We start from the raw sequence: 13,490 nt of genomic DNA, 5'->3' as shown, positions 1-13,490 counted from the left end.
CCATGGACGTCCTCATTGCTTTGTTCCGTCGTCTGCCGATTGGCCCCCGCCTGACTCTGGCGTTCTCCCTGCTGTTGGCCCTGCTCCTGGCTTTGGCGGGTTTCGCCCTGCTGCACATGCAGCGTCAGGCTGCAGTAGCCCGGCGCATCGTGGACGAACAATCTCTCAAGGTTGTCTTGGCGGAAACCCTGCAGCGCCAGGCCCAGGGGGCAGCACTGCCATTATTGCAACTGCTCGTCACGCCCGAGCGGGAGCAACGTGTACCCCTCTATGGCCAGATGGATGCCGCCAATGCCGCAGCCGACGAAGCCCTGGCCAAACTGCAGTCCGCCAGTAGCGGCGAAGACAAAGCGCAGTTGGAACAACTGGCGTCCCAACGGGACCGGTACGGTGATCTGTTTCGGGAAACCGTGGAGCAGATTGAAATAGGTGGTCCCCAGAGTGCTCGCCAGCATTTCGCCGGCAAGACACGGCCTGCCCTGGAGGCCCTGCTGCTAACCGGCGGGGATCTGGTGGCTCGTCAGCATGCCTCCATGCAGCAGGCCTTGGTGGAACAGGATGCCGCAGCCGGGCGCACACGGCAGTTCATGGCCTTGCTCACGGCTTCAGCGGTGATTCTTGGTCTGGTGCTGGCCTGGGTTGTGACCCGCAGCATCAGCGGCCCTCTGCTACGGGCAGTCGCTTTTGCCGATGGGGTGGCCCAGGGCGATTTGCGCGCATGGGGCAGTGGCGCCGGTGATGCGGCGGCAGGCAGCGACGAAACCGCCCGATTGGCCCGGGCGCTGGTGCTCATGCAGCAATCCCTGGCGAGTTTGATCGGTGCTGTGCAGGACTCGGCTCAGGATGTGCAGGGGGCTGCCCATTCCCTAAACGCACCGGTGGACAAGGTTCGTTCCGGTAGCACCGCCCAGCACGAGGCTGTGGCCCAGGTGGCTCAAGCCGTGGCCGGGCTGGTGCAGGATAGTCGCCAGATTTCCGCCAGTGCCGACACAAGCCGGTGTCAGGCTCAGACTGCACGAGACCTGGCACAGCAAGGCAACCGCCTGATTGGTGATGCTTCACGGGAGGTGGTGACCATTGCTGCCACCGTCAGCCAATCAGCCTCTGCGGTGGAGGCCCTGCGCAGTCGTGCCTTGGCAGTACGTACCCTGTTGGCTACGGTGAAGGAAATTGCTGAGCAGACCAATCTGCTGGCACTCAATGCATCCATCGAAGCAGCCCGCGCCGGCGAGTCTGGCCGGGGCTTCGCCGTGGTGGCCGATGAGGTGCGCAAGCTGGCGGATCGCACCGCCCAGGCCACTACCGAGATCAACACGGTGATGGATGCCATTGACCGGGAAACCGGCATTGCAGTGGACCGCATTGGCCATGGCAAGGCGGAAATGCAGCGGGGCGTGGCCTTGATCGAAGCTATCGTGCCGCCCCTCGACCAATTGGCTCAGGGAGCCCAACAATCCCTGGAAACTCTGGACGCTTTGAGCGCTAATCTGGACCGACAGGTCCGGCAGAGCGATGCCATTGCCGCGACGTTGGCGGATATCGGCACCATGGCTTCGGACAATCTGCGTGCCACCCAGCCGGTCGTGGGCACCACGGAAAGACTTACTCGTCTATCGGCGGATTTGGCCCAGCAATTGGGGCGCTTCCGTCTCGCTTGATGCAACAAAAAGAAAAGCCCCCGCAGCTTGTGGCTGCGGGGGCTTTTGCATACGCCGGTCTGCTTAGTGGTTGCTGGCAGCGGCGGCGCCGTAGCCGGTTTGGGCGCGGACGTATTGATCTTCGAAGGCGTCGATTTCTTCCTTGGCGCGGGCACTGGCGTCGCTCTTGGAGAAGATGACGGCCATCAAGAAGGCGATGGGCATGGCGAACAGGGCGGGCTGGGTGTAGGGGAAGAGGGCGGCCTTGTTGCCGAACACATCGACCCAGACGGACTTGGACAGCAGCACGAACATCACGGCGGACACCAGGCCGCTGTAGCCGCCGGCTAGGGCGCCCCGGGTGGTGAGGCCCTTCCAGTACATGGAAAGGATCAGCACGGGGAAGTTGGCGGCAGCGGCGATGCCGAAGGCCAGGCCCACCATGAAGGCGACGTTCTGCTTTTCGAACAGGATGCCGAGGCCGATGGCGATGAAGCCGAGGCAGATGGTGGCAATCTTGGAGACGCGGATTTCGTCGGCGGCGGAGGCTTGGCCCTTCTTGATCACCCGGGCGTAGAGGTCGTGGGACACGGCAGAGGCCCCCGCCAACGCCAGGCCGGAGACCACGGCGAGGATGGTGGCGAAGGCCACGGCGGCGAGGAAGCCGAGCAGCATGTTGCCGCCGACGGCCTTGGACAGGTGCATGGCGACCATGTTGCCGCCACCGATGAGCTTGGCACCGAGGGTGTTGCCTTCAAAGAACTCGGGGTTTTGGCCGACGATGATGATGGCAGCCAGGCCCATGATGAAGATCACGTTAAAGAAGTAGGCCACGAAGCCGGAGGCGTAGAGCACGGACTTGCGGGCTTCCTTGGCGTCGGTGACGGTGAAGAAGCGCATCAGGATGTGGGGCAGGCCGGCGGTGCCGAACATCAGGCCCATGGACAGGGAGATGGCGGTGACCGGGTCGGCCAGCAGGCCGCCGGGGGTCATGAGCTTGGCGCCCAGCTTGTGCACGGCGGTGGCCTTGCTCATCAGCTCCTCGAAGGAGAAACCGAACTGGCTGAAAGCCAGGATCATCACCAGGGTGCCGCCGCAGAGCAGCATGCAAGCCTTGATGATCTGCACCCAGGTGGTGGCGACCATGCCGCCGAAGGTCACATAGACCATCATCAGGATGCCCACGGCGAAGATGGCGATGTTGTAGTCCAGGCCGAACAGCAGCTTGATCAACTGACCCGCACCCACCATCTGGGCGATCAGGTAGAAGCAGACCACGGTCAGGGACGAAATCGCCGCCATGGTGCGCACCTTGCCCTGGTCCAGCCGGTAGGCGGTGATGTCGGAAAAGGTGAACTTGCCCAGATTGCGCAGGCGTTCGGCCATGAGGAAGAGGATCAGCGGCCAGCCGGCGAAGAAGGCCATCATGTACAGATAGCCGTCGAAGCCCTGGCCGTACACCATGGCGGTGAGGCCCAGCAGGGTGGCGGCAGACATGTAGTCGCCGGCAATGGCGAGGCCGTTCTGGAAGCCGGTGATGCCGCCGCCGGCGGTGTAGAAGTCGGCGGTGGACTTGGTGCGGCCGGACGCCCAGTAGGTGATGCCCATGGTCAGGGCCACGAACAGGCAGAACATGGAAATGGCGTACCAGTTGGTGGCCTGCTTTTCAGCAGTGCCTTCCATGGCGGGGCCGGCCCAGGCAATGGCGTTACAGGCGAAAAGGCCCAGGCCGAGGTTGAGGCGGGCGAAGAGGGTGGTCAGGCGACGCATTATTTCTGCTCCTTCCAGGCTTCTTGGACGATTTCCTGGGTCAGGGCATCGAATTCGGTGTTGGCGCGCTTGACGTAATAGGCGGTGAGTCCCCAGAAGAGGATGAACATGGCCAGTTCGGCCACGACGCCCAGGGTGAGCTGGGAGCCTTCGCTGATGGCGCTGCCAAGGGTGGCGGGGGCAAAGGCCACGGCCAGGACGAAACCGTAGAAGAGGGTGAGGACGATGGCGGCCAGGGTCCAGGCAAAACGCCCGCGTTTGGCCACCAGGGCTTGGAATTTGGGATTGACCCGCATCCGTTGATACATCGCGCTGCTCATGGTTGCTTTTCCTAATTAATAATTACAAAAGTTTCCGAATTCATTATCTCTTATATAAGACATTAATTACCTTACAAGCGAAGGGGAAATGTTCCAGGGTTGAAGAAATGGGGCGCGACGCGGCCCGGTCCGGCGCTGATGGGCCGATGGGGACGGTGGTAAGGCGGAGGGAGAAAGACGAGGCGGGCCGCCGTGGGCGGCCCGGAGAAGAAGAAAGCAGCGGGGAGGAACTGTAGGGAGAGGCTAAGTGTGGGGCCGGGCTGGGAGCGCCCGGCGCCTGCCGGGGTTAGCCGACCTGGTAGCGGCGGACTTCCTGTTGCAGGTGGATGGCCAGTTCTTCCAGTTCCCGGGCGGTGGCGGTGGAGCGGGCCACGTCGTTGCTGTTTTCGTCTGCCATGCGGGCGATCTGCTCGATGTTGGCAGCGATGGCGTTGCTGGCGGCGCTCTGTTCCTTGAGGGAAGCGGAAATATCGTTCACGAAGCGGACCATGCGGGCCGTGCCTTCCTTGATCTTGCCCATGGAGGCGCCGGCGTGGCTGGCCAGATCCACCCCCTGATCCACGCTGCCGACCCCTTGCTGCATGCTGCCGACGGCTTGTTGGATGCCCTGTTGGATGGCTTCGATCATGGCGGAAATGTCCTGGGTCGAATGGGTGGTGCGCTCCGCCAGCTTGCGCACTTCATCGGCCACCACGGCGAAACCCCGGCCCTGCTCGCCGGCCCGGGCCGCCTCGATGGCGGCGTTGAGGGCCAGCAGGTTGGTCTGCTCGGCGATTTCCTTGATCACGTCGATGATGGCTGAAATCTCGCTGGAGCGCTGACCCAGGGTTTCGATCAAGTTGGCGGCGTCGCGCACGGTGGCGGCGATTTGCTGCATTTCGCGCACGGTTTGCTGCACCTTGTCGCTGCCTTCATCGAGCAGGGCGCCGGACTCGTGGCAGATGGCCTGGGCCTGGCTGGCGAATTCGGCGACCTGGCCAATGCCGGCGGTGGTCTGCTCGATGCTAGCCGCCATGGCGGTGGCCGCTTCACTCTGCTGGCTGGAACTGGCCTGGATCTGGGTGGAGGAGCGGGTGAGCTGGATGGCGGCCTGGGTCACGTTGTCGGCGCTGCGCTGGATTTTGCCGATGAGGGCGCCCAGTTCCTGGGCCATGGTGTTGAAACCGGCGCCGACCTGGGCCAGCTCGTCCTTGGCGGCCAGGGGGACGCGGGCCGTCAGGTCGCCCTCGGCGATGCGGCGGGCACTGTTGGACAGGTTGCGCACGTCGCTGACGATGGCCCGGTAGAAGCCGATGGAGAGATAGCCGAAGCCCAGCAACAGGAGGACGGCGATGCCCAGGTTCACCGCCAGCAGCAGGCGTTGGCGGGCGATCCGGTCGCCGATCAGTTTGTCCACCGTGGGCAGCAGGGTATTGCCCAGTTCGGCGTAGCCGCTGTCGATGGCTTCCGCTGCCTGGGCGGTGAACTGGGCCGGAGTCGAGTCCAGCCGGCCGGAGGCAATTTCGTATTCGATGACGTGGGTGAGGGTGCTGATGCGGGCGGTGAACTTCTGTACGAACTCGTCCAGCTTGGGCTTGATCTCGGCGTTGTACTGGGCCGAGCGTTCCAGGCCGGCCAGCAGGTCGGCGCCGAGGGTGTTGAGGCTGCCCAGGTCGCGGGTGAAGGCGAAGCGCTGGTCGTCGGTGATCATGCGTCGGGCCAGCACGCTCATGCCGGCGGCGCTGATCTTGCCCAGGCGCTCGGCAAAGTCGGGCAGGGTGATGAAGGCAGTGTTCGCCAAGTAGTAGGAATCCAGGGCCGGATCCACCACCAGGCCGCTGGCGTCGTGCACCTTGTTGTTGATTTTCAGGGCGCGCTCGATCAAGTCGTCATGGGCGGCCAGGTTGGCCGACACGGTGAGTTCGCTCCATTCGGTGGCAAGGCTGTTCCATTCCTGCTTGATGCCCTCCCAGTCCTGGTCCACCTCCAGGGCCGCGCCGTGATTGGGCATCACCAAATCCGCCTCGCCGAAGGCGGCGGCCACGTCCTTTTCCACATCGGCAATCCGGTTTTTGGCGCCCTCGATATTGGTGAGGGCTTCGGCGCTGAGCATGCGGTGCTGCTGAAGGGCCTGGACGACGTGGAGTACCGGCTTGATGACGGCGACGCCATCCAGTTCCCGCTGGCCCTGCTTGATGGAGCCCATCAGGCTGACCGTCATGCTGGCGAGGGGAAAGCCCACGGCAATGGCCGAGAGCAGGCCGATCAGGGCAAATTTCTTGGGGTAGCTGAAACTGCGCATCAGCGCCACGGCGGGGGCGAGGAGCATGGTCATGGGGTTTCCTGGGGGGCGCGAAGGCCCGGTTGGGTTCTCGATGGGGAGGTGCCTCGGCTATCCAGATGCCATGGCTGCATGGCTATATAGGGTGGATGCTTTAGAAAAGAAATATCGGAAAACCGCAACAAGCCCCTGCGCCCGCGCCGTTACTGGGCGGGCGCAGGGGCGATGGCCCGTCCACCAGGGGTGCCGGGTAAGGCCGTGGGCAGCGCTTGGCGCCGCGACCGGGATTTATTCGGCGGGAACGGCCAGTTCCCGCAGCAGGAACTCCTGGGCGCAAATGCGAGCGCGGCGGGTGGCCTTGAGCTTGTATTCGCCCTGGCTGTCCATTTCCCAGGCCTGGCAGTTGTCCGCCAGATAGGGCCGCAGGCCTTCCTTGAACACCCGGCGCTTGAGCTTGGGGTCGAGGATGGGGAAGGCGGTTTCAATGCGGCGGAAGCAGTTGCGTTCCATCCAGTCGGCGCTGGAGAGGTAAAGGGTTTCCTTGCCGCCGGCAAGGAAATAGAAGATCCGGTGGTGTTCCAGGAAGCGGCCGATCACCGAGCGCACCCGGATGTTGTCCGACAGGCCCTTGACTCCGGGACGCAGGGCGCAGACGCCACGCACGATGAGGTCCACGGAAACGCCGGCCTGGGAAGCCCGGTACAGGGCCTCGATGATTTCCTGCTCGAGCAGGGAGTTCATTTTGGCGATGATGTGGCCCTTGCCGCCGGCCCGGGCGATTTCCGTTTCCTGTTCGATGGATTTGAGGATGTTGGGATGCAGGGTCAGGGGCGCCTGCCACAGGTGCTTGAGGGGGGCGGCCTTGCCCATGCCGGTGAGCTGCTTGAAGAGTTCGTTCACGTCCTCGCCGATCTCGGGATGGCAGGTCATCAGGCCGAAGTCGGTGTAGAAGCGGGTGGTGCGGGGGTGGTAGTTGCCGGTGCCCAGGTGCACGTAGCGGCGGTAGCCGATCTTCTTGCCCGAGTCTTCCTTGCGCAGCACCATCAGCATCTTGGCGTGGGTCTTGTAGCCGAAGATGCCATACACCACGTGGGCGCCCACTTCCTCCAGGCGACCGGCGATGTTGAGGTTGGCCTCCTCGTCGAAGCGGGCCATCAGTTCCACCACCACGGTCACTTCCTTGCCCTTGCGGGCGGCGCGGAGCAATTGCTCCAGCACCACGGATTCGGTGCCGGTGCGGTACAGGGTCATCTTGATGGCCACCACCGCCGGGTCGTCCGCCGCCTGTTGCAGCAGCTGGATCACCGGGGTGAAGGACTGGAAGGGGTGGTGCATCAGGATGTCCTGCTTGCGGATGCTGGCGAAGACGTCGTAGCGCTTGGTCAATACCTTGGGCAGGCCGGGCTGGAAGGGGGCGTACTTGAGGTGGGGCAGGTCCACCTGGTCGGGGATGGACATCAGCCGCACCAGGTTGACGATGCCGGGCACGCGGTAGAGGTCGGTGGCCCCCAGGCCGATCTGGTTGAGCAGGAAGTCGGTCATCACCTGGGGACAGTCGGCGGCCACTTCCAGCCGCACCGCGTCGCCCAGGTGGCGTTGCGGCAGTTCGCCCTGGAGGGCGGTGCGCAGGTTTTTGACCTCTTCGTCATCCACGAACAGGTCGGAGTTGCGGGTGACGCGGAACTGGTGGCAGCCCAGCACCGTCATGCCGGGGAACAGCTCGTCCACGTGCTCGTGCATGATGGAGGAGAGGAAGACGAAGCCGTGGTCCACACCTGACAATTCCTTGGGCAGGTGGATCACCCGGGGCAGGGCGCGGGGCGCCTGGACGATGGCGGCGCCGCCGCTGCGGCCGAAGTCGTCCATGCCTTGTAGTTCGATGGCGAAGTTGAGGCTCTTGTTCAACACCCGGGGGAAGGGGTGGGCCGGGTCGAGGCCGATGGGGGTCAATACCGGCATCACCTCGGTGAGGAAGTAGTCGCGGATCCAGCTGCGCTGTTCCGGCGTCCATTCGGCGCGGCGGAAGAACATGATGCCTTCCGAGCGCAGCTCGGGCAGGATGTCGTCGTTGAGCAGGGTGTATTGGTCGGCCACCAGGGCCTGGGCCTGGGCGCTGAGGCGGCGCATCAGGTCGGCGGGCAGCAGCCCGTCGGGGCCGGTGACCGTGCTGCCCAGCTTGATCTGTTCCTTGATGCCGGCCACCCGCACCTCGAAGAACTCGTCCAAGTTGCTGGAGACGATGCAGAGGAACTTGAGCCGTTCCAGCAGGGGAACGTTCTCGTCTTCCGCCTGGGCCAGGACGCGGCGGTTGAAGGCCAGCAGGGATAGTTCCCGGTTGATGAAGTGGTCGCTGGAAAGATGGACGACGGGATGATTCATGGGGTGCTTGCCCTTGCCCGGGCGTGAGTCTGAGGAGCGTGCCATGTTCTTTCAGTTAGGTTTCAGTTTGATGACCAGCGGCCGGGCTCACAGTTCAATCCTTCGCCGCCCAGCTGTCAAGGCCGCGGCGCGGGCGGCAGCGGCTGCTAGAATCGGCCATCCCTCCATGACACGCTTTTATGGCTTACGAACTCATCGCCGCGGTGGACCTGGGGTCCAATAGTTTCCGTCTCCAAGTGGGACGGGTGGTGGGCAACCAAATTTACCCCCTGGACGGGCTCAAGGAGTCGGTACGGCTCGCCGCCGGCCTCAAGGCCGACAAGACCCTGGATGGTGCCTCCCAGCTGCGCGGTCTGGCCGCCCTGTCCCGCTTCGGCGAGCGTTTGCGGGGGTTCGATCCCGGCGCGGTGCGGGCGGTGGCCACCAATACCCTGCGGGTGGCGAAGAACGCCGCCGAATTCCTGGCGGCCGCCGAGGCCGCCCTGGGCTTTCCCATCGAAGTCATTGCCGGGCGGGAAGAGGCCCGGCTGATCTATCTGGGGGTGGCCCACACCCTGCCTAATCCCCGCACCCAGCAACTGGTGGTGGACATCGGCGGCGGTTCCACGGAATTCATCATCGGTCGCAGCATCCAGCCCCTGCGTCTGGAATCCCTCTACATGGGCTGCGTCAGCTTCAGCCTGCGCTTTTTCCCCGGCGGCCGCATCGACAAGGCGCGCCTCAAGGAGGCCATGACGGCGGCACGCACCGAGCTGGCCACCATCGGCCAGCCCTACCGGGAAACCGGTTGGGAAGAGGCGGTGGGGTCCTCCGGCACGGCCAAGGCCATCACCGACCTGCTGGAATTGAACGGCCTCAATCCCGGCGGCGCCACCGGCATCACCCGGGAGGGCCTGGCCCGGCTGAGAGATCTGATGGCCAAGGCCGGCACCGTGGATAAGCTGAACCTGGATGGCCTGCGGCCTGATCGCATCCCCGTGATGCCTGGCGGCGTCGCCATCATGTCCGCCGTGTTCGAGGAATTCGGCCTGACGCGCATGGTGTTCTCCGACGGCGCCCTGCGCCTGGGAGTGCTCTACGATCTGCTCGGCCGCTACCACCACGACGACCTGCGCGAGGCCACCGTCAGCCAGTTCATGAACCGCTACGAGGTGGACCGCCGCCAGGCGGCCCGGGTCGGCCAGACCGCCCATACCCTGTTGTGCCAGCTCGATCCCGACTGTGCCGCCGCCGATCACCCCGACGCCCAGTACCTGGCCTGGGCGGCCCGCCTGCATGAGGTCGGCATCTCCGTGGCCCATGCCAGCTACCACAAGCACAGCGCCTACATCCTGGCCAACGCCGACATGCCGGGCTTTTCCAAGCGCGACCAGAAACGCCTGTCCCATCTGGTGCTGGCCCACCGGGGTAAGCTGGAACGCCTGCTGGAGGTGATCGACGACGCCCGGGAGTGGATGCTGATTTTCTGCCTGCGTACCGCCGCCGTGCTGCACCGGGCCCGACGCGACAGCGCCTTTCCCGAGGTGCGTGTCGGTGTCAGCGGCAACGGCTACCGCCTGGTGTTCGACAGCGCCTGGCTGGAGGAAGCGCCCCTGACCGCCGCCGCCCTGGGTGACGAGAAGGAGCAGTGGGCGGCCTTGGGCATGACCCTGCGGGTGCAGGAAAAACGCCGTCCATGAAACGGGTCCGCCCCCAGGCCAGGCTTGTCGTCAGCGACGGCCCGCCGCCGGGGGAGGGCAGCGTCCGCCTGAGTGGCCCCTGGACCCTGGTCGGCCTGCGCAACGGCGGTCCGCGCCTGGAACAGGCCCTGCTGGCCTTGGCAACGGCGCCACCCGCCGCCTGGGACGGTAGCGATATCGACACCCTGGACAGCGCCGGTGCCCTGCGGTTGTGGCACGCCTGGGGCCGCCGTCGCCCGGCCCGCCTGATCTTGCGTCCCGAGCACGAGCGCATCCTCGCCCGCGTTGCCGCCGTTCCCCACGAACCCTTGCCGCCGCCGCCCCGGACCGGTGGCCTTGACCGCATCGCCGCCCTGGGCCGGCCCCTGCTGGCCCTGCGCGGATTGCTGGCCGACGGCGTGGCCCTGCTCGGGCAGTTGGGCCTGGACCTGCTCCACGTCCTGCGCCATCCCGCCGACATGCCCTGGCGGGAGGTCTCGGCCCACCTCTACAAGAGCGGCGTGCGGGCCATGCCGGTGACTGCCCTGGTGGGCTTCCTCATCGGCGTGGTGCTGTCCTATCTGTCGGCCCTGCAATTGCGCCAGTTCGGCGCCGATGTGTTCATCATCAATATCCTCGGCATGGGCATCGTCCGCGAGTTGGGGCCGGTGCTTACCGCCGTGCTGGTGGCGGGCCGCTCCGGTTCGGCCATGACCGCCCAATTGGGGGTGATGCGGGTCACCGAGGAAATCGACGCCCTGGCCGCCCTGGGGGTTTCCCGCAGCCTGCGCCTGGTGTTCCCCAAAGTGATCGCCCTGGCCCTGGCGACGCCCTTGCTGGTGCTATGGACCAGCGCCCTGGCCATTGCCGGCGGCATGCTGTCGGCCTGGGCCCAACTGGACATGAGCCAGAGCTTCTTCCTCCAGATCCTGCCCCGGGTGGTGCCCCTGCAAAACCTCTGGATCGCCCAGGTCAAGGGCCTCGTCTTCGGCATCGCGGTGGCCCTGGTGGCCTGCTACTTCGGCCTCCGGGTGCGGCCCAACACGGAAAGCCTGTCGGCCAACACCACGGCCTCGGTGGTGACCGCGATTACCCTGGTCATTCTGCTCGACGCGGTGATCGCCATCGCCACCCGAGGTATCGGGGTGCCCAAGCTATGACGACGGTGGCCGCCGGGGAGCCGGTGATCGCCATTCGCGATCTGTCCACCCGCTTCGGCGATGCCTGGGTGCATCGCCATCTGAACCTGACGGTGGCCCGGGGCGAGGTGGTGGCCTTGGTGGGTGGTTCCGGCAGCGGCAAGACCACCTTGCTGCGCCAGGTGATCGGCCTGATGCGGCCCGCCGCCGGTGACATCCGCCTGTTCGGCGAGCCTTTGTTCGGCGGCGGCCAGGAAAGGGAACGGGCCCTGCGCCAGCGCTTTGGCGTGTTGTTCCAGCAGGGGGCGTTGTTTTCCGCCTTCAACGTGTTCGACAACATCGCCTTTCCCCTGCGGGAATTGAAGTGTCTCGACGAGGCGCTGATCCACGATCTGGTCATGCTCAAGCTGGCCATGGTGGAGTTGCTGCCGCGCCATGCCCGGCTGATGCCGGCCGAATTGTCCGGCGGCATGGTCAAGCGCGTCGCCCTGGCCCGGGCCCTGGCCCTGGAGCCGGAATTGCTGCTGCTCGACGAGCCCACCGCCGGCCTCGACCCGGACCGGGCGGACCGTTTCGTGCGCCTGTTGCGGCAACTGGACAAGGAGCTTGGGCTGACGGTGTTGCTGGTGACCCACGACCTGGAGACCCTCACCGCCCTGGAAAGCAAGGTGGCCGTGCTGGCGGAGCAACATATCGTGGCCTTGGGGGACATCGACGAGGTGGCGGCGATGGACCATCCCTTCATCCGCAATTTTTTCCACAGTGAACGCCGACGCGGCATCGTGACCGCGTCCGACGGAGTGTTTTGACATGGAGAACCGCGCCCACGCCTTGATGGCGGGCTTTTTCGTCTTGCTACTGGGCCTGGCCGTGGCCTTGGCGGCCTGGTGGCTGAGCGGTCGCGGCGAGGAAACCCGCGACTACTTGATCGTCAGCCGCAGCGCGGTGAGCGGGCTCAACCCCCAGGCCCAGGTGCGCTACCGGGGCATCCGCGCCGGCAAAGTGGCCGACGTCAGCCTCGATCCCCAGGACCCGCGCAACATCCTGATCCTGATCCGCATCGACGACGACATTCCCATCACCCGCGCCACCCAGGCCCAACTCCAGGCCCAGGGCCTGACCGGCCTGGCCTACGTGATGCTGGACGACGACGGTAGCGATCCCACCCCCCTGGCGGGGCGCAACGGCGAGCCGCCGCGCATCCTGCTCAAGGCGTCCACCATGGATGCCGTGGCCGAGGCGGCGCGGCGGGTGGCGGCGGTGTTCGACGAGCAGGGCGTGGCGCGGATCAAGCGCACTCTGGACAACGTGGCCGAAGCCAGCGAGGGCCTCAAGGAAATGCCGGCCATCCTGGCCTCGGTACGGCAGATCCTCAACGCCGACACGGTGCGTCGGGCCCAGGCCCTGCTGGGCCACCTGGAAAAAACCGCCGGCGAGGCGGCGCCCCTGACGGCGGAACTGCGCCAGCTAGTGGTTTCCCTCAACCAACTGAGCCAGCGTTTCGACCAGATCGGCCGCGAGGCCGGCGCCACCACCGTGCCCCGGCTCAATCGCCTGCTGGGGGAATTGGAACAGAACTCCCGCCAGCTCAACCGGGTGCTGGAGGAAGTGGAAGAGTCGCCCCAAGCCCTGCTGTTCGGCCGCAACCCGCCGCCGCCGGGACCCGGGGAAGGAGGTAGCAAGTGATCCCAGCGAAGAAAACCGTGGCCAACAAAACCGTTGCCGCCCTGTCCGTTGTGCTGCTCCTGGCCGCCTGTGCCGGCAGCGCACCGCGCAGCAATCCGGCGGTGTATGACCTGGGCAGCGTCGAGCCCGTGGCAAACACCGGCTTGGCGGCGGTGGATGTGGCGGCACCGAGCTGGCTCGACGGCCGTGCCATGCAATATCGCCAGGCGGACCAGCCGGCCCGGCGCCAGATCTTTAGCGAAAGCCGTTGGGCCGCGCCACCGGCGGAACTGCTGGCGGCGGCCTTGCGCCGCCAGTTGGCAGCGGACGGCGGCCAGGGCTGCCGCCTGCGCCTGGAGCTGGACGAGTGGATACAGCATTTCGATGCCCAGGGCGGCAGCCGCCTGCAACTGGCCTTGCGCGCCAGCCTGTTGGGCGCGAAGGGCGATGTGTTGGAACATCGCGGGTTCAACCTGGAGCAGCCCGCCGGTGGCAATGCCCGTCAGGGCGTCGAGGCGGCCGTGGTGCTGGAGCGGCAATTGGCCCAAGGTCTGGCCGAATGGTCGGCGCGCCTGGGTGCCGGGCCGCAGGGCGTCAATGCACGCTGCCGCGGAGGTGCGGCAGCGCAGGGGATGGGGGCGTCGGTCCGATAGACCCTGGTG

Annotated in this window: 10 protein-coding genes; 6 read left to right on the top strand and 4 right to left on the bottom strand. The window is 65.7% G+C overall.

All coding sequences use genetic code 11. The features are described from left to right. The first annotated feature begins 2 nt into the window (after positions 1–2). Entirely contained in the window at positions 3–1,658 is a 1,656-nt protein-coding gene (locus ACYQ2U_RS09695; protein ID WP_459950160.1) for a methyl-accepting chemotaxis protein, read from the top strand. A 63-nt stretch (positions 1,659–1,721) separates the two neighbouring features. On the opposite strand, the gene ACYQ2U_RS09690 is transcribed toward ACYQ2U_RS09695, so the two are convergent. The 4 genes from ACYQ2U_RS09690 to ppk1 all read right to left on the bottom strand — a co-directional run bounded on the left by ACYQ2U_RS09690 (position 1,722) and on the right by ppk1 (position 8,366). Further along, positions 1,722–3,407, bottom strand: a complete 1,686-nt coding sequence (locus ACYQ2U_RS09690) for a cation acetate symporter (protein ID WP_459950159.1) — start codon at positions 3,405–3,407, stop codon at positions 1,722–1,724. Beyond that, positions 3,407–3,727 carry a DUF485 domain-containing protein gene (locus tag ACYQ2U_RS09685; RefSeq protein ID WP_459950158.1) on the bottom strand — a complete coding sequence of 107 codons (321 nt, stop codon included), beginning with the start codon at positions 3,725–3,727 and terminating at the stop codon, positions 3,407–3,409. The genes ACYQ2U_RS09690 and ACYQ2U_RS09685 overlap by 1 nt, the downstream gene beginning before the upstream one ends. A gap of 286 nt (positions 3,728–4,013) precedes the next feature. Further along, positions 4,014–6,041, bottom strand: a complete 2,028-nt coding sequence (locus ACYQ2U_RS09680; protein WP_459950157.1) for a methyl-accepting chemotaxis protein — start codon at positions 6,039–6,041, stop codon at positions 4,014–4,016. Between the two features lie 234 nt (positions 6,042–6,275). Further along, the gene (gene ppk1, locus ACYQ2U_RS09675) at positions 6,276–8,366 is read right to left on the bottom strand and encodes a polyphosphate kinase 1 (protein ID WP_459950156.1); all 2,091 of its coding nucleotides are present in this window, start codon (positions 8,364–8,366) and stop codon (positions 6,276–6,278) included. A 179-nt stretch (positions 8,367–8,545) separates the two neighbouring features. On the opposite strand from ppk1, the gene ppx reads away from it, so the two are divergent. From ppx to ACYQ2U_RS09650, 5 genes are read left to right on the top strand one after another with little or no spacing between them, the layout of a single operon-like run. Beyond that, a complete protein-coding gene (gene ppx / locus ACYQ2U_RS09670; protein WP_459950155.1) occupies positions 8,546–10,045 on the top strand; it encodes an exopolyphosphatase in 1,500 nt (499 codons plus the stop codon). Then, positions 10,042–11,184, top strand: coding sequence for an MlaE family ABC transporter permease (locus ACYQ2U_RS09665; RefSeq protein WP_459950154.1), 1,143 nt, complete (start codon positions 10,042–10,044; stop codon positions 11,182–11,184). Before ppx ends, ACYQ2U_RS09665 begins: the two co-directional genes overlap by 4 nt. Continuing rightward, the gene (locus ACYQ2U_RS09660) at positions 11,181–11,972 is read left to right on the top strand and encodes an ABC transporter ATP-binding protein (RefSeq protein ID WP_459950153.1); all 792 of its coding nucleotides are present in this window, start codon (positions 11,181–11,183) and stop codon (positions 11,970–11,972) included. The genes ACYQ2U_RS09665 and ACYQ2U_RS09660 overlap by 4 nt, the downstream gene beginning before the upstream one ends. A gap of 1 nt (position 11,973) precedes the next feature. After that, positions 11,974–12,849 carry an MlaD family protein gene (locus tag ACYQ2U_RS09655; protein ID WP_459950152.1) on the top strand — a complete coding sequence of 292 codons (876 nt, stop codon included), beginning with the start codon at positions 11,974–11,976 and terminating at the stop codon, positions 12,847–12,849. Continuing rightward, positions 12,846–13,481 carry an ABC-type transport auxiliary lipoprotein family protein gene (locus ACYQ2U_RS09650; protein ID WP_459950151.1) on the top strand — a complete coding sequence of 212 codons (636 nt, stop codon included), beginning with the start codon at positions 12,846–12,848 and terminating at the stop codon, positions 13,479–13,481. The genes ACYQ2U_RS09655 and ACYQ2U_RS09650 overlap by 4 nt, the downstream gene beginning before the upstream one ends. The last annotated feature ends 9 nt before the right edge of the window (positions 13,482–13,490 follow it).

This window comes from Denitratisoma sp. agr-D3 (assembly GCF_054658675.1).
This window is presented reverse-complemented; position numbering and strand designations above follow the sequence as displayed.